Annotated in this window: 24 protein-coding genes and 2 tRNA genes; 16 read left to right on the top strand and 10 right to left on the bottom strand. The window is 67.8% G+C overall.

Annotated features, from left to right (window positions below):
* Positions 1-19: 19 nt before the first annotated feature.
* Entirely contained in the window at positions 20-298 is a 279-nt protein-coding gene (locus tag AC3EO7_RS19570; RefSeq protein ID WP_431962549.1) for a hypothetical protein, read from the bottom strand.
* 437 nt (positions 299-735) lie between these two features.
* Between AC3EO7_RS19570 and AC3EO7_RS19565 the strand changes: the two genes are divergently transcribed.
* On the top strand, positions 736-1,266 hold the full coding sequence (locus AC3EO7_RS19565; protein ID WP_431962547.1) for a DUF4254 domain-containing protein: 531 nt from the start codon (positions 736-738) through the stop codon (positions 1,264-1,266).
* On the opposite strand, the gene AC3EO7_RS19560 is transcribed toward AC3EO7_RS19565, so the two are convergent.
* From AC3EO7_RS19560 to AC3EO7_RS19550, 3 genes are read right to left on the bottom strand one after another with little or no spacing between them, the layout of a single operon-like run.
* Positions 1,267-1,575: a hypothetical protein gene (locus AC3EO7_RS19560; protein ID WP_435591996.1), complete on the bottom strand. Its 309-nt coding sequence runs from the start codon at positions 1,573-1,575 to the stop codon at positions 1,267-1,269. It abuts the gene before it with no gap.
* Positions 1,576-2,724: a fatty acid desaturase family protein gene (locus AC3EO7_RS19555; RefSeq protein WP_435591995.1), complete on the bottom strand. Its 1,149-nt coding sequence runs from the start codon at positions 2,722-2,724 to the stop codon at positions 1,576-1,578.
* 20 nt (positions 2,725-2,744) lie between these two features.
* The gene (locus tag AC3EO7_RS19550) at positions 2,745-3,803 is read right to left on the bottom strand and encodes a ferredoxin reductase (protein WP_435591994.1); all 1,059 of its coding nucleotides are present in this window, start codon (positions 3,801-3,803) and stop codon (positions 2,745-2,747) included.
* Positions 3,804-3,998: 195 nt separating this feature from the next.
* On the opposite strand from AC3EO7_RS19550, the gene AC3EO7_RS19545 reads away from it, so the two are divergent.
* Positions 3,999-4,619 carry a TetR family transcriptional regulator gene (locus tag AC3EO7_RS19545; protein WP_435591993.1) on the top strand — a complete coding sequence of 207 codons (621 nt, stop codon included), beginning with the start codon at positions 3,999-4,001 and terminating at the stop codon, positions 4,617-4,619.
* A gap of 102 nt (positions 4,620-4,721) precedes the next feature.
* Positions 4,722-5,660 carry a hypothetical protein gene (locus AC3EO7_RS19540; RefSeq protein WP_431962537.1) on the top strand — a complete coding sequence of 313 codons (939 nt, stop codon included), beginning with the start codon at positions 4,722-4,724 and terminating at the stop codon, positions 5,658-5,660.
* Here AC3EO7_RS19540 and AC3EO7_RS19535 read toward each other — a convergent pair.
* The gene (locus AC3EO7_RS19535; RefSeq protein ID WP_431962535.1) at positions 5,657-6,979 is read right to left on the bottom strand and encodes an MFS transporter; all 1,323 of its coding nucleotides are present in this window, start codon (positions 6,977-6,979) and stop codon (positions 5,657-5,659) included. The two genes, AC3EO7_RS19540 and AC3EO7_RS19535, sit on opposite strands and share 4 nt — an antisense overlap.
* A gap of 121 nt (positions 6,980-7,100) precedes the next feature.
* Here AC3EO7_RS19535 and AC3EO7_RS19530 point away from each other — a divergent pair, with 121 nt between their 5' ends.
* The 4 genes from AC3EO7_RS19530 to lysA all read left to right on the top strand — a co-directional run bounded on the left by AC3EO7_RS19530 (position 7,101) and on the right by lysA (position 12,233).
* Positions 7,101-7,658: a PadR family transcriptional regulator gene (locus tag AC3EO7_RS19530; protein WP_431962533.1), complete on the top strand. Its 558-nt coding sequence runs from the start codon at positions 7,101-7,103 to the stop codon at positions 7,656-7,658.
* Between the two features lie 22 nt (positions 7,659-7,680).
* Positions 7,681-9,711: an FAD-dependent oxidoreductase gene (locus AC3EO7_RS19525; protein ID WP_435591992.1), complete on the top strand. Its 2,031-nt coding sequence runs from the start codon at positions 7,681-7,683 to the stop codon at positions 9,709-9,711.
* A 22-nt stretch (positions 9,712-9,733) separates the two neighbouring features.
* Positions 9,734-10,537: a mycolate reductase gene (gene cmrA / locus AC3EO7_RS19520; RefSeq protein WP_435591991.1), complete on the top strand. Its 804-nt coding sequence runs from the start codon at positions 9,734-9,736 to the stop codon at positions 10,535-10,537.
* A 352-nt stretch (positions 10,538-10,889) separates the two neighbouring features.
* Complete coding sequence (lysA, locus tag AC3EO7_RS19515) at positions 10,890-12,233, top strand: diaminopimelate decarboxylase (protein WP_435591990.1); 1,344 nt, start codon at positions 10,890-10,892, stop codon at positions 12,231-12,233.
* A gap of 99 nt (positions 12,234-12,332) precedes the next feature.
* Here the strand turns inward: lysA and AC3EO7_RS19510 are convergent, their stop codons facing one another.
* On the bottom strand, positions 12,333-14,051 hold the full coding sequence (locus AC3EO7_RS19510) for a helicase HerA-like domain-containing protein (RefSeq protein ID WP_435591989.1): 1,719 nt from the start codon (positions 14,049-14,051) through the stop codon (positions 12,333-12,335).
* 407 nt (positions 14,052-14,458) lie between these two features.
* Between AC3EO7_RS19510 and orn the strand changes: the two genes are divergently transcribed.
* The 3 genes from orn (at position 14,459) to AC3EO7_RS19495 (ending at position 15,756) form a co-directional block, all read left to right on the top strand.
* Positions 14,459-15,109 (top strand): oligoribonuclease, encoded by a 651-nt coding sequence (gene orn / locus AC3EO7_RS19505; RefSeq protein WP_431962523.1) that lies wholly within the window; start codon positions 14,459-14,461, stop codon positions 15,107-15,109.
* Positions 15,110-15,164: 55 nt separating this feature from the next.
* Positions 15,165-15,237: transfer RNA gene (locus AC3EO7_RS19500), tRNA-His, on the top strand.
* A gap of 129 nt (positions 15,238-15,366) precedes the next feature.
* Positions 15,367-15,756, top strand: coding sequence for a hypothetical protein (locus AC3EO7_RS19495; protein WP_431962521.1), 390 nt, complete (start codon positions 15,367-15,369; stop codon positions 15,754-15,756).
* Between the two features lie 71 nt (positions 15,757-15,827).
* On the opposite strand, the gene AC3EO7_RS19490 is transcribed toward AC3EO7_RS19495, so the two are convergent.
* Positions 15,828-17,042, bottom strand: a complete 1,215-nt coding sequence (locus tag AC3EO7_RS19490) for a L,D-transpeptidase (RefSeq protein WP_431962519.1) — start codon at positions 17,040-17,042, stop codon at positions 15,828-15,830.
* 315 nt (positions 17,043-17,357) lie between these two features.
* On the opposite strand from AC3EO7_RS19490, the gene AC3EO7_RS19485 reads away from it, so the two are divergent.
* The 3 genes from AC3EO7_RS19485 to AC3EO7_RS19475 all read left to right on the top strand — a co-directional run bounded on the left by AC3EO7_RS19485 (position 17,358) and on the right by AC3EO7_RS19475 (position 19,193).
* Positions 17,358-17,430: transfer RNA gene (locus tag AC3EO7_RS19485), tRNA-Lys, on the top strand.
* 708 nt (positions 17,431-18,138) lie between these two features.
* Entirely contained in the window at positions 18,139-18,798 is a 660-nt protein-coding gene (locus AC3EO7_RS19480) for a transglycosylase SLT domain-containing protein (protein WP_431962517.1), read from the top strand.
* Positions 18,799-18,878: 80 nt separating this feature from the next.
* A complete protein-coding gene (locus AC3EO7_RS19475) occupies positions 18,879-19,193 on the top strand; it encodes a hypothetical protein (protein WP_431962515.1) in 315 nt (104 codons plus the stop codon).
* Between the two features lie 3 nt (positions 19,194-19,196).
* On the opposite strand, the gene AC3EO7_RS19470 is transcribed toward AC3EO7_RS19475, so the two are convergent.
* Complete coding sequence (locus AC3EO7_RS19470; RefSeq protein ID WP_431962513.1) at positions 19,197-19,661, bottom strand: MarR family winged helix-turn-helix transcriptional regulator; 465 nt, start codon at positions 19,659-19,661, stop codon at positions 19,197-19,199.
* A gap of 79 nt (positions 19,662-19,740) precedes the next feature.
* On the opposite strand from AC3EO7_RS19470, the gene AC3EO7_RS19465 reads away from it, so the two are divergent.
* Both AC3EO7_RS19465 and AC3EO7_RS19460 read left to right on the top strand, forming a co-directional pair.
* Entirely contained in the window at positions 19,741-20,718 is a 978-nt protein-coding gene (locus tag AC3EO7_RS19465) for a pirin family protein (protein ID WP_435591988.1), read from the top strand.
* A gap of 133 nt (positions 20,719-20,851) precedes the next feature.
* The gene (locus AC3EO7_RS19460) at positions 20,852-21,145 is read left to right on the top strand and encodes an excalibur calcium-binding domain-containing protein (protein ID WP_357403068.1); all 294 of its coding nucleotides are present in this window, start codon (positions 20,852-20,854) and stop codon (positions 21,143-21,145) included.
* A gap of 67 nt (positions 21,146-21,212) precedes the next feature.
* Here the strand turns inward: AC3EO7_RS19460 and AC3EO7_RS19455 are convergent, their stop codons facing one another.
* Positions 21,213-21,434 carry a DUF3618 domain-containing protein gene (locus AC3EO7_RS19455; RefSeq protein WP_357403066.1) on the bottom strand — a complete coding sequence of 74 codons (222 nt, stop codon included), beginning with the start codon at positions 21,432-21,434 and terminating at the stop codon, positions 21,213-21,215.
* Between the two features lie 140 nt (positions 21,435-21,574).
* On the opposite strand from AC3EO7_RS19455, the gene bcp reads away from it, so the two are divergent.
* Positions 21,575-22,045 carry a thioredoxin-dependent thiol peroxidase gene (gene bcp / locus AC3EO7_RS19450; RefSeq protein ID WP_435591987.1) on the top strand — a complete coding sequence of 157 codons (471 nt, stop codon included), beginning with the start codon at positions 21,575-21,577 and terminating at the stop codon, positions 22,043-22,045.
* Between the two features lie 216 nt (positions 22,046-22,261).
* Here bcp and AC3EO7_RS19445 read toward each other — a convergent pair whose 3' ends face one another.
* A complete protein-coding gene (locus AC3EO7_RS19445) occupies positions 22,262-22,993 on the bottom strand; it encodes a TetR/AcrR family transcriptional regulator (protein WP_431962506.1) in 732 nt (243 codons plus the stop codon).
* Positions 22,994-23,030 lie beyond the last annotated feature (37 nt).

The raw sequence follows: 23,030 nt of genomic DNA, 5'->3' as shown, positions 1-23,030 counted from the left end.
GGGAAGTGGAGGTCCGCCCTCAGCTGGGCGCCTCCCCCTGGGCGGAGTACAGGCTGACCTCGCCTTCTTCGCCGAGGAACGCGTTGACCAGCATGATCCGGTTGATCCGCAGCTCCTCGGGATCGGGCGCGCTGGTGGTGATGGAGATCTGCGGGATCACGGCCCAGTTCACCACGTAGCGCTCCGGTGGACCGTCGTCGTCGGACAGCCGTGCGAGCCGGAACACCGAGACCGTCTTGCGGACGATGAGGTTGCGCACGACTTCAGCAATTCGCTCGGGATCTTCCAGCGCGAACATGAAGCCGAATGTGAGCTCCGGCGATGACACATAGGCGGGCACGAACATCGAGGCTAGTCCATCGCACCGGGGCGCGCAGCCGCCGCGCCGCAACGATAACTGGAGATGCGCCAATGGATCAGTTCACTTTGGGCAAAGGTGGATTTCGGGTGACCGCACCGTAACGGACGGTAACGATTTCCAACTGGCGCATGGATTTTTACACCATACTGTTGCGCCGATTCGACTATCGCGCTTTCCTGAAAGTGTCCCGATTCGTCGGGCCGTCTTCCTCATCGCATCGTCGCGGATTTCCCGGTTACTTTGCCGTGCTGGTGGACTGTGTGGGGGGCGTCTCGGGCTCGGGGCTGCGCCGGAGCCGAGGGGTGCCCCTCCCCGAAATCCCCCTCGGCCCTGGCGTATCCACGATCGGATCGTTACAAGCAGGGGCGTGCATCATGCCTACCGAATACGCCGGGAACCGTATCGGAGCCGGCGAGCTGCCACCGCGATCGGCGCTGTTACGCGCGTTTCGCGAACCCGACGACCCGAATCGAAAGAAACACCGAGTCCTCGCCGCGGCACGCGAGCTGGTCGAATGCCATGAGCGCAGGCATCGGGCGCTCGCCGCGGCGCACGCACCGGACGTCACCAACGGCAGGGTCGCGGCGTGCAGTCAGCTGGTGGACGACATCGACGAGCGCCGCGCCGAGCTGGTCGGCCGCATCAACGACTGGGTGGCGACCAACGTCGCGCACCGCTCCGGCGCCTCGCTGCACACCGAGACGCTCGGCGCCGTCATCGACCGTATGGCGGCGAAATGGACTGCGGCGCAACTAGCTTTGGGCAAGACCGGCCCGGCGACGCAGCCACCGCAGGTGGACGGGGAAGCCCACCTGCTGTGGACGCGGCTCGCCGAGCTGGCCGATGGCTATCAGGACCTGATCACCGATGTCACCGAGCACCGGCGCAGGCTGCCGGTGTGGTGATCAGCGACGGTCGTCGAGGTCGGTCTCGACGACCTCGGCCTCGACGAAGGCGGAGCCCGCGGCAGGCGGCTCGGGCTGGGTCTCGTCGGGGACCTCGTCCGGCAGCGTCTCCCGATGGGCGGCGGCATCCTTGCGAGCCGCCGCTGCCGCCTCGTTCATCTCGATCGCGTCGGTGATCCACTCACCGATCTCCCGAGTGACCTCCTGGACGGTTCCGGTGATGATCGTCGCAATATTTCCGACATGCTTGGCACCGGAGGCCGTCAATTCCTGAATCAAATCCTTGTTGCTTTCGAATTTCCCGATCATTCACACGCCCACTTCGGTCGCCTTCCGCTGACGCATCACGATAACACCGGGAGATGACGGGTTCTTCGTGAAGCGCGGCGGCAGCGCGAGCTCGAGAATCTTCAGCCACACATCGCCGATCTGCTTGCTCAACGGCCCGGTGTGGTACGGCAATCCATACTTCTCGCACAGCGCCCGCACTTCCGGCGCGATCTCCGGATAACGGTTGGCGGGGATGTCGGGGAACAGGTGGTGTTCGATCTGATGCGACAGGTTACCGCTCATGATGTGGAACAGCTTGCCGCCGGAGATGTTCGCCGAACCCAGCATCTGCCGGACGTACCACTCGCCGCGGGTCTCCTCGGCGGTCTCCTCCTCGGTGAACGTCTGTACGCCGGAAGGGAAGTGGCCGCAGAAGATGATCGAGTAGGCCCAGACGTTGCGCACCAGGTTGGCGGCGGCGTTCCCAGCCAGCGTGCTGAGGAACAGCGGACCGGTCAGCGCGGGGAACGCCACGTAGTCCTTCAGCGCCTGCTTGCCCGCCTTGCGCCACCAGCCCTTGACCAGCGGCTTGAGGTCGGACCACTTGCGCTTGCCCTGAATGATGTTCTCGGCCTCGGCGTCGTGCAGCATCACACCCCACTCGAAGAACACCATCAGCAGGAACGCCCACAGCGGGTTGCCCAGGTAGTAAGGGTTCCATTTCTGGCCCTCGTCGATGCGCAGGATGCCGTAACCGATGTCGCGGTCCATGCCGTGGATGTTGGTGTAGGTGTGGTGCATGTAGTTGTGCGAGTGCTTCCACTGGTCCGCCGGGCAGACCGTATCCCACTCGAACTCACGGGAATTCAGGCCGGGCTCACGCATCCAGTCGTACTGGCCGTGCATGACGTTGTGGCCGATCTCCATGTTGTCCAGGATCTTCGACACGCTCAGCGCCGCCACCGCGGCCAGCCACACCGGTGGCAGGAAGCCCAGGTACATCAGTCCGCGGCCGGCGATCTCGAAACCGCGCTGTGCCTTGATGATCGAGTAGATGTATGCACGGTCGCGGTCGCCGAGATCGGCGACGACGCGGTCGCGCAGTTCGTCGAGCGCCTTGCCGAGTTCCTCGACCTGATCCGGCGTCAGGATCAGCGGTCCGTTCTCGGTTTCGGTCAATATGGTCATCGTCGGTCCCCTTCGTCTGGCTAGATTTCGATGTCGACGTCACCCACCGCGGCGCTGACGCACAGCTGGATGGGCTGATCGGGATCGCCGTCGGTCTCGCCGGTGCGCAGGTTGCGGGTGCAGCCGGAGCGGCGAACGGCGGTGCAGGAGAAGCAGATACCCATGCGGCAGCCGTACTCCGGGGTCAGGCCCGCGGCCTCGGCCTGTTCCAGCAGGCTGGCTCCGGTGTTCTCGGCGCTCACCCCGCTGGCCGAGAAGGTGGTCGCGCCGTACGCCTCGTCCGCGTCGACGGGGACGACCGAGAGCGTGAACTCCTCGGAGTGCAGCCGGTCGGCCAGTTCCTCGGCCTCGTATACCTTGCGCACCGCATCCATCAGCGGCGGCGGGCCGCACACGTAGGTCTGCGCGTCGGCGAACCACGGCGCGACGCGCTCGAGCTCGTCGTAGTCGAACGGGCCGCCGCCCTGTTCCGGATAGCGCATCTCGATGCGGAAATGCGGGTTCCGCTCCGCTATGGTTTCCAGCTCGGCCCGGTGCGGCACCGCCTCCGGTGAACGGGCGTAGTGCAGGAAGGTCAGCTCGCCGGGATAACCCTCGTCGGCGAGGGTTCGCATCATCGACAGCACCGGCGTGATGCCGCTGCCGCCGCTGATCAGCAGCACCCGGTCGGGACGGACCTCGGGCAACCGGAAGACACCGGCCGCGGGACTCAGGTCCACCACCATGCCCGGCACGGCCTTGTCGTGCAGGTACTGCGAGACCAGGCCGCCCGGATGCGCCTTGACGGTGAGCTGAATGTGCCGGTCGCGTCTGCGCTCCGGATTCACCGGCGAATAGCACCTGGTGTGCCGTACGCCGTCGATCACCACGCCGATCTGGACGTACTGGCCCGCGGCGTGGCCGCGCCAATGCCGGGTCGGGCGCAGCGTGAGCGTCACCGAGCCGGGCACCGAGCGGCGAACGTGGGTGATCTCGGCCCGCATCTGCCGGACGGTCAGCGTGGGGCGCACGAGTTCCAGGTACCGGTCGAGCGGATGGGGCGTGGTCAGGGTCTGCACCAGGTCGATGAGATCCACCATTCGGTTCTCCGTGCCTCTGCTTGTCGGTCGATCAGGGCTGTGGCGTGCCGACTGTCACTCGGTCAAATTTCAGTGCACGCCTGTACACTCATCCAGTGTGACGGATAGGCAGGGCCCAGTGTCAACCGGCAATTCGTGTGACACGAACAACACCTACTGGATGAGTGAATGGTGAACGGATGTATGCTCACCGTGATGAGCGAGCAGGCAGCGACCCGAATCGAGCGCAAGGAGCGCACGCGGCAGGCCTTGGTCGACGGCACCCTCGAACTCGCCGCCGACCGTGGTTTCGCCGCGCTGAGCCTGCGTGAGATCGCGCGCTCGGCCGGGATCGTGCCGACCGCCTTCTACCGCCATTTCGCCTCGCTCGACGACCTCGGCGCCACCCTCGTCGACCAGGGCGTGACCGCGCTGCGGCTGGCGCTGCGCGAGGTGAGGCGCAACCCCGAGGCCAGCGTGGCCGACACGGTGCGGTTCGTCTTCGATCAGGTGGCGGCCAAACGCGCGCTGTTCGGCTTCCTCACCCGCGAGCGCCACGGCGGCTCGGCGGCGTTGCGCAAGGCCATCGCGCTGGAACTCCAGCTGATCGTGCGCGAGCTGGTCGCCGATCTGTCCCGGGTCCGCGCGCTGGACGACTGGAGCCCGCGCGATCTGGAGATCGCCGCCGACCTGCTGGTCGGCACCGTCGCCGACGGGATCGCCGCCTACGTCGCGGCCACCGAGCGCGATCAGCGGACCATCATCGACCACACGGTCCAGAAGATCCGCCTGATCGCCCTCGGCATGGACAACTGGTGGCCGCCCAAGGATCGGTGAGCGGCGACCGTCCGATTCCCACGGGGCGGACTTCCGCATTCGCCGCGGTCGTGCGCGAGCCGACGAGGGACTTCGCCCGGTCGCGCCAGTAGGGTGCCGAACATGGGTTACGACACCAGCTTTCACGCCTTGGATATGCGACTCGTCGAGGAGCGGATCCTGCCGTACCTGGCCGGGCTAGGCGGCGACGGCGATCTGGACGACCTGATCGCCACCGCGGTCGAGCAGGCCCGCGTGCGTTTCCGGGCCAAGGCGTGGGCGCTCGGCGCGCTGAAGGTCGCCGACGACGAGTTCGACGACTCGCTCTACGTGTGGGGCAGGCCGTACCTGATCACGGCCGAGACGCCCGCCGAGGTCGCGGAAACCGCTGTGCGGTACCGGGATTGCACCGTCGGCACGGTGGACGAGCTGGCGCGCGCCCAGCTCGGCCTGCTCGATCCCGCGCTGGCCGCCCGCACCGAACCCGACATGAGCGGCACGCTGCCCGGCGCCGACGATCTGGCCATCGACATCGCGTGGAAGATTCGCCTGCTGCGCCAGGCCGCCCTCGCGCTGCGCTCCGGACAGCCGACGGTCGACGACCCGCACAGCGCCGAAACACACGACGCCGCCGACCTCTTGCGCAACAACCTCCAGTTCTGCCTGGTCGAATTCACCGCGCGACTGCTGCCCGGCTGGATGGACCGCGGCGTCGTCTGGCCGACCGCGCTGGCCGAGGAAGCCGGAATCGGCTGGCCCACCGGCTTCGGCGGCAACGGTCCGCTGCTCGGCGACGTGCCGACCCTGTTCCCCGAGATCGCCTGGCGCACCGAGGACACCATCACCGCGAACTACTCGGTGGGCGGATTCGTCGGCCCGGGTGACGCGTCCGCGACGCGCGACTGGCTCGCCGCCAACGCCGAGGCGCTGTCCGGCGGCGACGACCGGACGCGCCTGTCGCTGCGCAAGTGCGACGAGGCGCTGGCACTGGCGGATCTGATCGGCGGCGGCTTCGCCGAGGCCACCGAGATCTACAGCGGCATGGAAGGCCGGATCAACTAGCGCGCCTCGGGCGCGCGCACCGGGAGCAGCACCGCCAACCCCGCGGCGAGGACGACGGCCAGTCCGACCATCCCGGCGCGGTCGGCATCGAACACCCAGACGAACAAGCCGAAAAGCGAGGGGGCGAGGAAGGATACGGCCCGGCCGGTCGTGGTGTAGAGGCCGAACAGCTGTCCTTCCCGCCCCGGCGGGGCCACCCTGACGAGGAACGACCGGGCCGAGGCCTGGGCGGGCCCGACGAAAATCGTCAGCAGCAGTCCGAACACCCAGAACATGAGTGGGCCCGACACCACGAGCAGCGCCAGCCCGCAGACCAGCATGGCGGCCAGCGACGCCACGATCACCGCCTTCGGCCCCACCCTGTCGTCGAATCGGCCCGCGACGATCGCCCCGAGCGCGGCGACCACATTCGCGGCGACGCCGAACAGCAGCACATCGGAATCATCGATGCCGTAGACGCGCACCGCGAGCACCGCACCGAAGGTGAACACACCTGCCAGTCCGTCCCGGAAGATCGCGCTGGCCAACAGGAACCAGACGGTGTGCCGGTCCGTCTCCCACAGCTCGCGCAGATCTCGCCACAGCACCCGATAGGAACCGAAGAACCCCGCGCTCGCCGCGCCGGGATCGGCGGCGGTGCGCGGCAGTTCCGGCACCGCGAACAGCACCGGCAGCGCGAATCCGGCGAACCACACCGCGGCGAGCACGGCGACGAGCCGGATGTTGAGCCCGTCGTCGGTCGGTATGCCGAACAGTCCCCGGTTGTCCCCCTTCCCGGAGATGAAGCCGAAGTAGCAGATCAGCAGCAGGAAGATGCCGCCGAAATAGCCCATCGCCCAGCCGAATCCGGAGACCCGGCCGACCGTCTCCGGCGTGGAGACCTGGCGCAGCATCGCGTTGTACGGCACGTTGGCCAGTTCGAAGGCGGCCGAGCCGAAGGCGAGTAGCGTCAGCCCGAGCCACAGATCGTGGTAGTCGTCGTGCACGAAGAACATCCCGGCCATGGCAAGGACGGTCAGTGCGCTCAACACGCCAAGGGAGCGTTTACGTTTCGCGGCCGCGTCGAACCACTGCCCGCTGATCGGCGCCGTGAGCGCGACGACCAGTCCGGCGATCCCGAGCGACCAGCCGAGCCAGGCGCTGGCCGAGATGCCGCCGGGCAGATCGTCGCCCACCGTATCGGTGAGATACACCGAGAACACGAACGTGAGGATCACGGCGTGGAACGCCGAGGAGCCCCAATCCCACAACCCCCATGCCGCTATCTGCCCGCGCCCGGCGGCGTCCCCGATCGTGCCGCGCGCGTCCACCTCGGTCATGCGCGCAGCGTAACCCGACCGGCCGGACGAAGTCCGGCGAAAGCCGACGCGTGCCGATCGAAGGCGACGCGTCCTATGCACCCAGTTGCATAGTACCGGCTGTACCGAGTACCGTGACCGCATGGCTCTCGAGCACGCGTTGCTGGTATCGCTGACCGAGCGGGCCGGTTCGGGCTACGAGCTGGCGCGCCGGTTCGACAAGTCCATCGGCTTCTTCTGGAGCGCGACCCACCAGCAGATCTACCGCGTGCTCAAGCGCATGGAGGAATCCGGTTGGCTGGACGGCGAATCGGTGGCGCAAGAGGGCAAGCCGGACAAGAAGGTCTACTCGGTGAACGAGGCGGGCCGCGCCGAGCTGGCCCGCTGGATCGCCGAGCCCTCCAACACCGACCTGCCCCGCAGCGAACTCGGGGTCAAGATCCGCGGCGCGGCCTACGGCGACCTGGACGCGCTGTGCGCGGAGGTCGTCCGGCACCGCGACCAGCACGCCCAGCGGCTCGAGGTCTACCGGCTCATCGAGAAGAAGGACTTCGCCGCGCCGGATCAGCTCTCCGGCACGGCGCTGCACCAGTACCTGGTCCTGCGCGGCGGCATCCGCGTCGAGTCCGGGTTCGTCGAATGGTGCGACGAAGTACTGCAAGCACTGCGACCGGATGCGTCAGCCCCGCATCCGGCCTGATGGAGAAAGGCGAGACTCGGCAATGAGCTCCTTCCCCCACCTTTTCGAGCCGCTGGACCTCGGCTTCACCACCCTGCGCAACCGCGTGGTCATGGGGTCGATGCACACCGGCCTGGAAGACCGCGCCTGGGACACCAACAAGCTGGCCGCCTACTTCGCCGAGCGCGCCCGCGGCGGTGTCGGGCTGATCATCACCGGCGGCTACGCGCCCAACCGCACCGGCTGGCTGCTGCCTTTCGGCGCCAAGTTGACCAACAGGACCGAGGCCTACCGGCACCGCAGGATCACCAAGGCGGTGCACGACGAGGGCGGCAAGATCGCCCTCCAGATCCTGCACGCGGGCCGGTACTCCTACTGGCCTGCCAGCGTCTCCGCGTCCTCGATCAAGGCGCCCATCAACCCTTTCCGGCCCCGTGCCCTCTCCGCCCGCGGCATCGAACAGACCATCTCGGACTACGCGCGCTGCGCGAAGCTGGCCCAGTTCGCCGGGTACGACGGCTGCGAGATCATGGGCGGTGAGGGCTATTTCATCAACCAGTTCCTCGCGCCGCGCACCAACAAGCGCACCGACAAGTGGGGTGGCTCGGCCGAGAACCGGCGCAGGCTGCCGCTCGAGATCGTGCGCCGGGTCCGCGCCGCGGTCGGGCCGAACTTCATCATCGTGTTCCGGCTGTCCATGGCCGAGCTGGTGGAGAAGGGCCAGACCTTCGACGAGATCGTCGCGCTCGCCAAGGAATTGGAGCAGGCGGGCGCCACGATCATCAACACCGATATCGGCTGGCACGAGGCGCGGGTGCCGACCATCGTCACCTCGGTCCCCAGGGCGGCGTTCGTCGAGTTCACCGCGAAGATCACCGAGCAGGTCGGTATCCCGGTCTGCGCCTCCAACCGCATCAACATGCCGGAGATCGCCGAGGAGATCCTGACCCGCGGTGACGCGCAACTGGTTTCGCTGGCGCGCCCGTTCCTCACCGATCCGGAATGGGTGAACAAGGCCGAGCAGAACCGCGTCGACGAGATCAACACCTGCATCGCCTGCAACCAGGCCTGCCTCGACCACGCGTTCCAGCACAAGACGGTGTCCTGCCTGCTCAACCCGCGCGCGGGCCACGAGACCGAGCTGAAGCTGCTGCCGACGCGGCGCGCCAAGCGCATCGCGGTCGTCGGCGCGGGCCCGGCCGGGCTCTCCGCGGCGGTGAGCCTCGCCGAACGCGGCCACCGCGTAGACCTTTTCGAGTCCGACGACAAGATCGGCGGCCAGTTCGACATCGCTCGCCGGATTCCTGGCAAGGAGGAATTCGACGAATCCATCCGGTACTACCGCCGGATGATCGAGCTGCGCCGGGTGAATCTGCACCTGAACAAGCGCGTCACCGCCGACGAGCTCATCGCGGGCCGCTACGACGAGGTGGTGCTGGCCACCGGCGTGCGGCCACGCATTCCCAACATCCCCGGCATCGACCACCCGATGGTGCTCTCCTACGCCGAACTGGTGCGCGAGGAGAAGCCGGTGGGCAAGCGCGTCGCGGTGATCGGCGCGGGCGGCATCGGCTACGACGTGAGCGAGTTCCTCACCGTAGAGGGCCATCCCGCGCTCAAACTGGACGAGTGGAAAGAGGAGTGGGGCGTCGACGCCGACGACGAGCAGGCGCCGGGCCAGCTCACCACCCCCAGGCCCTCCCCCGCGGCCCGCGATGTCGTTCTGCTGCAACGCAAGACGTCGTCGTTCGGCAAGGACCTCGGCAAGACCTCAGGCTGGGTGCACCGCGCCGCGCTGAAGGCCAAGGGTGTCGAGCAGATCGGCGGTGTCAACTACGAGCGCATCGACGACAGCGGCCTGCACATCAGCTTCGGCGAGAAACGCGAACGCCCGCAATTGATTCCGGTGGACAACGTGGTGGTCTGCGCGGGTCAGGAGTCGGTGCGCGAGCTGGCCGAGCCGCTGCGGGCGGCGGGCATCACCCCGCACCTGATCGGCGGCGCTGAGCTGGCCGCCGAACTCGACGCCAAGCGCGCGATCGATCAGGGCACCCGGCTGGCCGCCCGCCTCTGAGCCCCTCGCTAGCATCGCTCAGGTGAGCCTGCCCTCCCCCACCTCCGAGAACCGTGCCGTCGTCACCGGAGCCTCCTCCGGCATCGGCGCCGCGCTGGCCGCCGAACTGGCCGGACGCGGCTATTCGCTGATCCTGGTCGCCCGCCGCGGCGACCTGCTCGACGAGCTCGCGCAGCGCCTCACCCTGGCGCACGGCATCACCGCCGAGGTGCGCGCTGTCGACCTGTCCGACCGCGCGCAGCGAGGCCCGCTGGTCGAGGAGTTGTCGGCGCGCAACATCTCGATCCTGTGCAACAACGCGGGAATCGCGACGTTCGGGCCGGTCGCGGAACTGGACATGGCATACGAGCGCGCCCAGATGGAGCTCAACGCCGTCACCGTGCACGATCTCACCCTGGCGGTGCTGCCGGGCATGATCGCGCGCGGCGCGGGCGGCATCCTGATCAGCGGCTCGGCCGCGGGTAACATGCCGATCCCGAACAACGCGACCTACGCCGCCAGCAAGGCGTTCGCCAACACTTTCTGCGAATCGCTGCGCGGGGAGCTGAAGGATTCGGGCGTACACGTCACGCTGCTGGCACCCGGCCCGGTCCGCACCGAACTGCCCGACCCGTCCGAGGCCTCGATCGTGGACCGCATGGTGCCGGACTTCATGTGGGTCTCCTCGGAGTACACCGCGAAGGTCTCCATCGACGCCCTCGCCCGCAACAAGATGCGCGTCGTCCCCGGCCTCATCTCCAAGGGCATGAGCGTCGCGGGCCAATACGGCCCCCGCGCCCTCACCGCCCCCATCGCAGGCGCCTTCTACCGGAAACTCGGCGGCTGACCCGCCCCACACACCGTGCCGACGCCTCACAAGCGCACCACCTGTGCGAGGCGTACGAAGCTTCTGTGCGGCCATGAATCACCGGACCCGCACGTCATCGACCCGGGAGCACCAACGCCTGGCGGCCTCGGTACATCACAGAGTGTTCTGACGCCGCACAGCACTGCTGGCTGTGTGAGGCGTACCAAGAGTGTGTGTGAGCTGGGTTGACGCGAGTGTCAGGGGGCCGTCAGGAACGGTGGGGTGGGCGTCAAGGAGGTGTAAGGGGCGCGTCCGGAGGGTGCGGGGAGGGGTAGTCCTGGCATCGGCCCCGCAGTGAGGAGAAAGCGGGGGCGCACCCCAGGAGAACACTGTGACGCTGCTCGAAATCTTCCCGTCGCTGCGGTCGGGGATGCCTTCGCGGCTTGATTCGGCGGTGTGGCCACGGGACACGCACTACGACAGCGAGGGCCGGATCACGGTCGGCGGTGTGGCACTGGCCGACATCGCCGACCAATACGGGACGGCCACATACGTGCTGGACGAACAGGAGGTCAGGTCGCGTTGCCGCGCGTACCGGCGGGCGTTCCCCGAGGCGGAGATCATCTACGCGGGCAAGGCGCTGATGATCCGCGCGGTCGCCGAGTGGGTGACCCAGGAGGGCCTCTCGGTGGACGTGTGCTCGGCGGGCGAGCTGGCCATCGCGCTGTCCGCCGGGGTGGATCCGGAGCGAATCATCCTGCACGGCAACGGTAAATCCTCGGACGAACTGCGCACCGCGGTGCGCTGCGGCGTCGGCCGGATCGTGGTCGACTCGCTCACCGAGATCACCCTGCTCTCCGCACTCGCCACGACGCGCCAGCGGGTGCTGGTGCGCCTGTCGCCCGGCATCGATGTGCACGGGCATCCCGCGGTGAAGACCGGCGTCACCGACCAGAAGTTCGGCTTCCCGCTGGGCAGCGAACTGGCCGACGAGGCGGTCGAGCGCATTCTGCGCAGATCGAACCTGGAGCTGGTCGGCTTCCACTGCCACCTCGGCTCGCAGATCTACAACCCCGACCACTACGGCGAGGCGATCCGCAGGATGATCGGCGAAATGGCGCGGGTGCGCCACGATCACGGACGCATCCTCACCGAGCTCGACCTAGGCGGCGGGCATGCCGTCGCCTATCGCGGCGGCGACGCCGAGATGAACCTGCACGAACTGGGCGAGATCCTCGAGGACGCCCTCGACGCGGGCTGCGCCCGGCATCACTTCCCGCGGCCCCGGCTCGCGCTGGAACCCGGTCGCGCGATCGTGGCGCGCGCCGGCGTGACGCTCTACCGGGTGCTTTCGGTCAAGCACATCGAGGGCGGGCACACCTACGTCACCGTCGACGGCGGCATGAGCGACAACCCGCGGGTCGCGCTGTACGGCGCCCGCTACGGCGTGGTGCTCGCCAACCGCCACCCGTGCGGGCCGCACATGGCCGCGACCATCGCGGGCCGCCACTGCGAGGCGGGCGACGTCCTCGCCGTGGACGTCCGGCTCCCCGCCGACCTACGCCCCGGCGAGATCCTCGCGGTCCCGTGCACCGGCGCCTACCACCACAGCCTGGCCAACACCTACAACAGCATCGGCCGTCCACCCGTGGTCGCCGTCCGCGACGGCCGCGCCAGGACCCTCGTCCGCCGCGAAACGGTCGAAGATCTCATGGCCCGCGAGGTGGGCGTCTGACGGCAACGCCCACCGACCGGCGACTGCCCACACCGCACGAGGACCGCGGCACCGCGCGATGGCCTCGGCAGCTGGAAACGCGCCGCTGTTCGAGTGGGCTCAGCGGCGACGGCGGGTGCCGAAGAGGCTGCGGCTGATCTCGCGGCCCGCCGCGGTCGCGGCCGAGCGCAGGAAGCTTTTCACCGCAGGGTTTTTCATGATGCGTTCCGCGGCCGACTCCTCGTCTTGGCGCGGAGACCGGCCGGGCGCGGGGGCGGCTTCCGGTTGCTCCGGTTGGGCCGCGGCCAGCTTGGCGGTCAGCAGTTCGTAGGCCGATTCGCGGTCGATGGTCCGGCCGTACTTCGTGGCGAGCGCGCTGGACAGGGCCCCGGACTTGATGGCATCGGCGCCGATGGTGTCCATCAGCGAACGCGGGGGCTGAATTCTGGTCCACGCCACCGGGGTCGGCGCGCCCTGCTCGGAGAGCACCGTCACCACGGCCTCGCCGGTGCCGAGCGAGGTCAACGCCTTCTCCAGGTCGTAGACCGAGGTCTTCGGATAGGTGCGGACGGTCTTGGACAGCGCTTTCTGGTCGTCGGGGGTGAAGGCGCGCAGCGCGTGCTGGATGCGCGCGCCCAGCTGGGACAGCACGGGATTCGGTATGTCGGTGGGCAATTGGGTGCAGAAGAACACCCCGACGCCCTTGGAACGGATCAGTTTGACCGTCTGCTCGACCTGGTCGAGGAACGCCTTCGAAGCGTTGTCGAACAGCAGGTGCGCCTCGTCGAAGATGAACACCAGCCTGGGCTTGTCGACATCGCCGACCTCGGGCAGCGTCTGGAACAGATCGGCGAGCACCCACATCAGGAAGGTGGAGAACATCACCGGCCGGGCCGCCTGCGCGCCGAGCTCGAACAGCGTGATCACGCCCTGCCCGCCCGCGAGCCGGAGCAGGTCGGCCGGATCGAGCTCCGGTTCGCCGAAGAAGGTGTCGCCGCCGTCGGCCTCGAGGTTGACCAGCGCGCGCAGGATGACGCCCGCCGTCTGCGCCGACACACCCCCGATGCCTTTCAGGTCCTCCTTGCCATCGGGGCTGGTGAGATGGGTGATGACGGCGCGCAGGTCCTTCAGGTCGAGCAACGCGAGCCCCTGCTGGTCGGCCCAGTGGAAGATCAGGCCGAGGGTCGATTCCTGCGTCTCGTTGAGATCGAGCACCTTGCTCAGCAGCACCGGACCGAACGAGGTGATGGTGGCCCGGATCGGCACCCCGATCCCGCCGGTGCCGAGCGAGACGAATTCGGTCGGGAAGCCGCTGGGCGCCCAGTCCGGCGCGCCGGTTTCCCGCGCCCGCGCGCTGATCTTGTCGTTGGACTCCCCCGGCCTGCTCAAACCGGACAGGTCGCCCTTGATGTCGGCGAGCACCACCGGAACGCCCGCGCGCGAGAGCTGTTCGGCGATGCCTTGCAATGTCTTGGTCTTTCCGGTGCCGGTGGCGCCCGCGACCAAGCCGTGCCGATTCATCATACGCATCGGAATGCGTACTCGCGCAGCGGAATCCACGGCTCCGTCGACGACGACGGCGCCCAGTTCCAAAGCAGCGCCCTCGACGGCGTATCCCGCGGCGATCTCCTGCGCGGTCGCGTTCTGGGTGGCGTCCGGGGAGGTCTCGCCGACCGGCTTCGGGGCATCGGCATCCGGCGCCTTCCCCGCGGCCGCCTCTTGCTGCTCGGCCAGCTCACGTTCGGCGGCTTCCGCGGCCGCTGCCGCCTCGGCCGCCACCCGGGCCGCTTCGTCGGCGGCCTTGCGCGCCGCTGCTGCCTTCTCCTGGGGAGTGGTCATCGCACGTCCTCCATCTGTCGCACCGGAACGCCACTGGGCCGGCCGGACGTAGCTCGCCGGAAGCCCGCGTGGCCGGAGCGCGGAGGTGCGCCCACCGGGCACAGCAGGACATCGCCCGTCGAGAGCCCGCGCACGGCCGGAGCGAAGGCGAAGGTACGCCTGACCGATCTCTGCGGAAACTGTATCCCCGCCGACGGCGTTCCGAGGTCGCGCAGCACTTTTGTGTCGGCGCACCGCACTGTGGTCTGGGCACGCACGGCACAGCGGTCCGGGCACGCACGGCACGGTTGTTTCGGCGTGCGTGGCGCGGTGGTGTCGGCGCGCGTGGCGCGGTGGTGTCGGCGCGCGGAAGGCGAACGCGCTTGTTCGCGGAGGCTGGGCGCGACGATGGCAGTAAGGTTGCCGGAGTGTCCGACAAACTTGTGGTGTGGATGGATTGCGAGATGACCGGCCTGCGCCTGGACAGCGACAAGCTGATCGAGGTGGCCGCTCTCGTGACCGACAGCGACCTCAACATTCTCGGTGACGGCGTCGACATCGTCATCCACGCCGATGACGAGGCGCTGGCCGCCATGCCCCCGGTGGTCGCCGACATGCACGAGCGCTCCGGGCTGACCGAAGAGGTGCGCCGCTCCACGGTCACCCTCGCCGAGGCCGAGCAGCAAGTGCTCGACTACATCCGCGCGTACGCTCCCGTCGCGGGAACCGTTCCGCTGGCAGGCAATTCGATCGCCACCGACCGCGGTTTCATCGCCCGCGACATGCCCGCGCTGGACAGCCACCTGCACTACCGGATGATCGATGTGAGCTCCATCAAGGAGCTGTGCCGCCGCTGGTACCCGCGCATCTACTTCGGCCAGCCGGAGAAGGGCCTCACCCACCGCGCCCTCGCCGATATCAAGGAATCCATCCGCGAACTCGAGTACTACCGGCGCACCGCGTTCGTTACGCCGCCCGGCCCGTCCACCACGGAGATCGCCGCGGTGGCCGCCCAGCTCAGCGGCGGGGCCAAGCCCGCGGCCGCGGCGCCGCGAAACGGCATGTTGGAAGCCGATTAGGGAATCGCGGGTACGGCACGCTAGTATCTAGCGCGCCGGTATTTCACCGGCGATGGTGAGTGTAGTTCAGTTGGTAGAGCACCAGGTTGTGATCCTGGATGTCGCGGGTTCGAGTCCCGTCACTCACCCCGAGCGAAATGCGCGAGTCCTAAGGGCTCGCGCATTTCGCGTTTTCAAGCGGAACGCACGTCGCCCCTGAGCAACTCACCGGAGCGCACAGCACTGGAATGCGTTCTGAAACACAGATGGTTCCAAATGTGTCCCGGATCTCCCCGCGCGGTCGTAAACTGCGGCACCAGGGTGTGCCGCGGTGGCATCACCCGGTCGAGGAGAAAGAAAAGCACTACGTGAAGCGTTCCGCCGTTCTCGCAGCCCTCGTCGGCGCCACCTTGCTCGGCGGGTCCGGAGGCACCGCCTCGGCGGCGCGCGAGGCGACTCCGATCGACCTGCCCGCCGACTCCGGTTCCGCGGGCATCACCAGCGGATCCTCGTCCAGCACCGGATCGTCGGGCGGCGCGACCACCACCGGCTCGGGCTCCCAGCTGGAGCGGATCATCTTCGGCGGCCCGCTGCTCTGCGCGGCCATCGGTAGCGCGATGAACGCCAACCTCACCTGCGCGGGCACCCCCGGGCCCAACATCCCCTAGCCCACGCACGAAAAAGGCCCCCGGCGCTCAACCGGGGGCCTTTTCGCTGCCATGGCGGACTCGCCGACGCGCTAGCCGACGTCCGCGTTGCCCGCCTTCCACTCCGACCACGGGATGTTCCAGTCGCCGAGGCCGTCGGTACCGGACAGCGTGCCGCCCACGGTGTTCTTCACGATCGTGATGTCACCGCGCTTGGCGAAGTTGAACACCCACTGCGCGTTCGCGGGGCTCAGATTCAGGCAGCCGTGGCTGGTGTTCGAGTAGCCCTGCGCGCCCACCGACCACGGAGCCGAGTGGAAGAAGATGCCGCTGTAGGAGATTCGGGTCGCGAAGTCGACCGGCGTGCGGTAGCCGTCCGAGGAGTTCACCGCGACACCGTAGGTCGAGGAGTCCATGATGATCTTCTCGTGCCTGTCGGCGACGATGTAGACGCCGTTGTCGGTGGGCGTGCTGTCCTTGCCCATCGAGGTCGGCATGGTGCGGACCACTTGTCCGTTCTGCTCGACGACCACCTGGTGCGTGTTGTCGTCCGCGGTGAAGATCACAGCATCGCCGACGACGAAGTGCGAGGTGATGTTGTCCTGGCCGTACAGCCCGTTGCCGAGGTTCTTGCCGTAGACGTTCACCTGGATGTCGACCTTGGTGCCCGGCGCCCAGAAATGCTCTGGCCGCCAACGGACTTCGCGGTTGTTCACCCAGTAGAACGCGCCTTCCACCGGCGGGTTGGCGGTGATCTTGATCGCATCCTGGACCGCCTTGCGGTCCGGAATGTTCTCGTCGAACTGGATCGCCACCGGCTGGCCGATGCCGACGACTTCACCCTCCCCCGGGATCAGGTACGGCTTGGTCTGGTTGTTCGGCGAACTGGTGGTGAAGCTCAGCGTGGTGGTGTTGGCGCCGCCGAGACCGATCGCGTCGGCGGTGAGCCGGTAGGTCTTGCCGTAGCCGAGCACCTCGGCGGTCTCCCAGGTCCGGCCGTCGGCGGCCAGGTTGCCGGCGACCGGAGAACCCTGCTGATTGACCAACGTCACAGTGGTGAACTTGCCGTCATCGACCTTGAAGGTCAGCGGCATGCCGGGCGATACACCTTTGTCACCGTCCTTGACGGGGGCGAGCAGCTTCGGCTTGATCAATTCGGTGATCGGGTTACGGTCGATGGCGACGGCGGCGTCTGCGGTGCCGGACGAGGACGAGCATCCTGTCGATCCCAGTGCGATCACGGCGAGCGCTACCAAAGGTGCGCTGAGTATTCGTATCGAACGCCGCCGACCTCGACAAATGCTCATAATCAACCCCGTTTCAAGTCCCGGCGCGTGGTCCAGACATGCGCCGATGGCTTCGGATCCAACCGACTACAGAAGCTCAACCCACCGCGCCGGCGGGATCGGTCGAGACCACGTCCTGCCATTCTGCCAGTCCGTCGAAGACCGATCCAACGCGAACACCATCGCGACCGGGCCGAGTTCCACCGGATAGATCAGGTTTGAAGGGCCCGGTGTTAACATCTGTCGCCGACCACGCGAAACAGCCCCTCACCAGGCGATTTCACTCTTTCGGGTCCGGCCTGTTAATGTTTGTCCCGCACCGGAACACCGGGGCAGGCGCCATTAGCTCAATTGGCAGAGCAGCTGACTCTTAATCAGCGGGTTCGGGGTTCGAGTCCCTGATGGCGCACAGTACAGACCGTGCCAGGTCCCAGCTACGTTTGGGCAAGGGCACGGTCTTTTCTTGTCCGAACAGTGTCCAAACGTTGTTCGGCGAGCGGTCCCGCGAAGGTAACGACGCCGTGATCTGGGCAGTTACCCGGACCCGAAATCGGCCTGAATCGGGCCTGGAACAGGCAAATAGACCCACGTCACTACATCAATTTTGTGACCTCGGGCACAACGCGTTTAAGAGCAAACTCCCTGCATACATCGCGTTTAGGTAACGACGACCTGTCGGTTCCAAGATCGACAGCTTCTATCATTCAGCTCTCGTTCACCTTCCGTTCACCTTCCGTGACCATTCTGCAATCAGGTCGCAAAGAGACCTGAGGTTTGGTTAGACCGAGGTGTTGTTTACACGCATTCGGAAAACGGCCGCACGGACCCGATCAAGGTTCACTCCGGCCCCCGGGTGCGAAGCCGCAACAGATCCCGATCGCCAACCTTCCGCATATCGCTCCACGCGCTGTGGAGTTCCGCGCGACGCCGCGGCCCGGGCCCGATCCGTCCGGTACCCGCATACAGCTCGTCGCGTTCCGAGGACCGGAGTGTCCTCCACAACCAAATCCACAACAGCACATCGAACTTTCTCGGCGAACACCATGAGCGTCCGCCGCCGGATCCGCGCTGCCTGAGTGCGGCCGGACCCCCCTGTCCCCTAACAAGGAACTCAGAAATGCCTCACAGCCGCCTTTCCACCCTGCGCCGCAGCACCACCCTCCGCGAGGGCCTGACCTTCGCCGTGGCAGCGGCCGGCATCGTGGCCGTCGCCGCTTCGTCGGCGGTGTCGGTGGCCGATGACAGCGTTCCGGCCCGCGTCGCCATGGTCGCCGAGGAGCAGCCCGCCGCCGCTCCCGCCCCGGTCCCCGCCCCCATGCCCGAGGCCGTCCCGGCTCCGGCCCTGGCCCCGGCTCCCGTGCCGGAAGTCGTGCCGCTGCCCGCTCCGGCGCCGATGCCCGAGCCCGCGCCCGCGCCCGCTCCGGCGCCGATGCCCGCCCCGGCCCCGCCGGTGTACGAGAACAACCTGGACGGCTGGATCCGCCAGGCCCTCGACATCATGCACGCCAACAACATCCCCGGCAGCTACGAGGGCATCCACCGCAACATCATCCGCGAGTCCAGTGGCAACCCCCAGGCCATCAACCTGTGGGACTCCAACGCCGCCATGGGCATCCCGTCCAAGGGTCTGCTCCAGGTCATCGACCCGACCTTCGCGGCCTACCACGTCGAAGGCACCCCGTTCGACGTCTGGGATCCGGTGGCCAACATCGTCGCCGCCTGCAACTACGCCGCGCACCGCTACGGCAGCATGGACAACGTGAACAGCGCGTACTGATCCGGCTCCAGCACCACGAACGAACGCCCCGCCTCCGGTCACCACGACCGGGTGCGGGGCGTTCGTCGTAGGATGCTCGCGTGGCCGATTACGCGCACTCCGACGCGTCGGTCAGCCGCAGGGCCGAGAAGGCCCGCCGCTTGGCCGTTTATTTATGGGACCGCGATGTCAGCGGGTCCGAACTGCTCGACATGCCCGCGGCGACCCGCCGCAAACTGGCCCGCGCCGCCGAGTCGAACCCGCCGAGCACCGACGAGACCTGGCTGGCCGTCGCCCGCCTGCTCGACGAGAAGAACGCATGGGCCGCTCGCAACCCGAACCATCCCGCCGCACACCGCGCGCACGTGGACGAGAAGCTGCTGTGGGTGAAGCCCCCGATCACGCCGTGGTCGTAGCGATCAGATCGAAAGATCGGTGACGCGCTGCGCGGTGGCGCTGACCTTGTCCGACAGCGACCGGAGCGCGCCCGCCTCCGCGTCGGTCAGCGGATCGATGAAGACACGACGGACCAGATCCACGTGGTTGGGCGCGGCGTGCTCGAGTGCGGTGCGACCCGCCGCCGTCAGCTCGACGACGATCCCGCGCGCGTCCTCCTCCGATGGACGCCGCTCGACCAACCCCCGCGCCGCCATCCTGGCCAGGTGCTTGGACAGCCTGCTCTTCTCCCAGCACACCTCCGCCGCGAGCTCCTTGGCGCGCAGGCGTCCGTCCGGCGCGGCGGAGAGCGGGACGAGCAGCTCGTAGTCGGCGAGCGAGAGTCCGTCGCGGGCCAGCCCGGCCATGATCGCCGCGTCCATCCGCTGGCGCAGCCGGATGTAGGCCTGCCAGGTCTCCTGCTCGTCGTCGCTCAGCCATCGCACCACGGGAATGATCCTAATCCCCCTTTGGTTGACATGGACACCAACAGGCCGAGACCGGCCAGCCGCACAGGAGGTGCTCCCCATGCCCGCCATCGCCGCCGACAACATCCTGGTGCTACCGCGCCTGCCCCGCCCCGACGAGACCATGCGCGAACGACCGGTCCGGCAGATCGTCACCGCGCACAAGCAGCGCGAAGGCGCGGGATTCGAGGTCACCCGGCCGTTCCCGAGCATCGACCTGCGGACCGCCGACCCCTTCATCCTGCTCGATCAGATGGGCCCGGTGACCTACGAACCGCACGAGGCCAAGGGCGCTCCCTGGCATCCGCACCGCGGCTTCGAGACCGTCACCTACATGCTCGACGGCACCATGGTCCACCACGACTCCCACGGCGGCGGCGGTGTCATCAGCGAGGGCGACACCCAGTGGATGACCGCGGGCTCCGGCATCCTGCACGACGAGGTGCCGCCCGAAGAGCTGGTGGTCACCGGCGGGCTGTTCCACGGCGTGCAACTCTGGGTGAACCTGCCGCGCGCCATGAAGTTCGCCGCACCGCGCTATCAGGATCTGCGCGGCAGCGAACTGACCCTGGTCAGTTCGCACGACGGCGGCGCACTGGTGCGGCTGATCGCGGGCGAGGTCGGCGGATTCGCCGGTCCCGGTTCGACTTACACGCCGATCGCCTACGCGCACGCGTCGATCAGCCCGGGCGGCCGTGTGGAAACACCCTGGCCGCAGCACTTCTCGGCGATGGCGTACGTGCTCGCAGGCAGCGGGACGGTCGGTGCCGAGCGCAGGCCGATCGAGGCGGGCCAACTCGCGGTGTTCGGGACAGGCGATTCGATTTCCGTCGAGGCGGATTCGAAGCAGCACGAGCGCCCCGGCGATCTCGAAGTGCTGCTGCTCGGCGGGCAACCGATCCGCGAACCCGTTGTTCAGTACGGCCCCTTTGTTATGAACAGCCGAGCGGAGATCATTCAGGCCATAGAGGACTTCCAGTCCGGACGGATGGGCAACATTCCGGCAGAACACCTGTCGGTCACCCCTCCGACACACTGAGCCAGGCCGCCCTATAGCCCCTAATGGCCCTAATTCGGGTGTCGCGCGGTTGACAACTGGGCGGCCCATCGCAACAGTGGGTGCGGCGTCGCTCGTCAAGGCGCCACATCCACCGCAGAACACAGAGGAATACATGAACGTTCGCCGGCTTACCGTCAGCGCCGCCGTCGCTGGACTGACCATCCTCGCGGCGCCCGCCGCCTTGGCCGCCCCGACCGGTTCCAGCGGAACCGGCTCCTCCGCCATCGATACCGGTTCCGCCGCGACCGGTTCGGCGGGAGTGTCGCAGACCGGCTCGGCCGGTGGCGCCTTCGCCAACTGCGACGACGCCCGCGCGGCGGGTCGCGCACCGATCTTCCGCGGCGAGCCGGGCTTCGGCCCGCACCTGGATCCCGACGGCGACGGATTCGCCTGCCCGACGGTCTGATACCGCCGATAGACGAAGAACACCCGGTGTGGCAGTGCCGCACCGGGTGTTTTCGTTTGCCGGAAACTCAGCGGAAGAGCTTCACCAGCACCAGGCCGACGATCACCGCACCGGCGCCGATCAAGCTGTACTTGACCTTGGGTTCGTTCAGCTTGGCGACGACCAGGCTCTTGGTGTCGTCCGCGATCCGCTGCGGGTCGGCGCGCACGGCGATCTCGTCGAGAGTGCTCGCCAGCCGAGTGCGGGCCGCCTCGATCTCCCGCTCGATCCGCTCGGTGTCCTTCGCCACGTATGTCCTCCTGTCGATGGGCGTGCCGCCGGGCGCGAACCGGGCCGGGGACGACGTTCCCACCGGCCGTTCGCGAGTCACCAGGGCTCGCGGACGAGTGTATCCGCCCGCTCGACGGCGGTTCGGTTACCGTGCAGGACGTGACCAACCAACGACTCTCCCCCGGCGATACCGCCCCCGCGTTCACGCTGCCCGACGCCGACGGCAAGGAGGTCTCGCTCGCCGATTACCGCGGCCGCAAGGTGATCGTCTACTTCTACCCCGCCGCGAGCACGCCCGGCTGCACCAAGCAGGCCTGCGATTTCCGCGACAACCTCGCCGAACTGAACGACGCGGGCATCGACGTCCTCGGCGTCTCTCCGGACAAGCCCGCCAAGCTGGCCAAGTTCCGCGACGCGGAAGGGCTGACCTTCCCGCTGCTGTCCGATCCGCAACGCGCGGTGCTCACCGCGTGGGGCGCCTTCGGCGAGAAGACGATGTACGGCAAGACCGTCACCGGTGTCATCCGCTCCACCTTCCTGGTGGACGAGCAGGGCAAGATCGAGGTCGCGCAGTACAACGTGCGCGCCACCGGTCACGTCGCCAAGCTGCGCCGCGACCTGTCGGTGTGAGCGAATCATGTGTCGGCGCGCATCGCGCATGCCGGAGCCGAGCGCCGGCGAGGCTCGGGCATGAGCGAGCGAATCATGTGCCAGCGCGCATCGCGCATGCCGGAGCCGAGCGCCAGCGAGGCGCAGGCATGAGCGAGCGAAGCGAGCGAATCATGTGCCAGCGCGCATCGCGCATGCCGGAGCCGAGCGCCAGCGAGGCGCAGGCATGAGCGGACCTCATCGCTCGAAGGAGCCGATGAGGGTCTCGTAGCCGTCCAGCATGCGCGCCAGGCCGAACTCGAAATCGGCTTTCTCCCAGTCGATGTCGTCCTGCTCGAAGGCGCGGTGGGTGAGGGCGGACACTATCGCGGGAAATCGCTGCGGATCGAGCACTCGGTGCAGCGCCGCGGTGAAGTCCTCCTCACCGTCGGTCCCGCCCGCGATGTTCCTGGCGGCCCAGCGCCTGCCGATGACGTAGAGCGACAGGTTCATCACCAATTGCAGCCGCACGGGCTCGGGCACCGGGGTGTCGGCGAGCGTGGCGAGTCCCGCCTCGAGCCAGGCCATGTTGTTCGGGCCCATCGGCGGCGTCTTGAGCGGGATGTCCAGCCACCACGGGTGCCGTCCGACCACGTCGAACTCGCTGCGCGCCCAGAACTCCAGCCCTGTCCGCCACGGTGTGCCGGGCGGGATGCGCGGCGGGGCGCCCACCACTCGATCCAGCAGCAATTCGACCAGGGTGTTCTTGCTGTCGACGTACCGGTAGAGCGACATGGCGGTGAATCCGAGCTGCTTGGCGACCCGATTCATCGACAGCGCCGCGTAGCCCTCCGCGTCGGCCACCTCGATCGCGGCCTCCAGGATCTGGTCCAGCGTCAGCCCACGCTTCGGACCGCGCCCACCCGGCTGATCGAGCCGCCACAACAGTTCCACGGACTTCGGTAGCGCCGCGTCGTCCGACGTCGTCATCTGCGCTTCAGCCTCCTTCGCTCGCCTCGACTCTAGG

This window comes from Nocardia sp. bgisy118, assembly GCF_057708605.1.
Note: the sequence above shows the minus strand (reverse complement) of the source record. Positions and strands in the feature narration are given on the sequence as shown.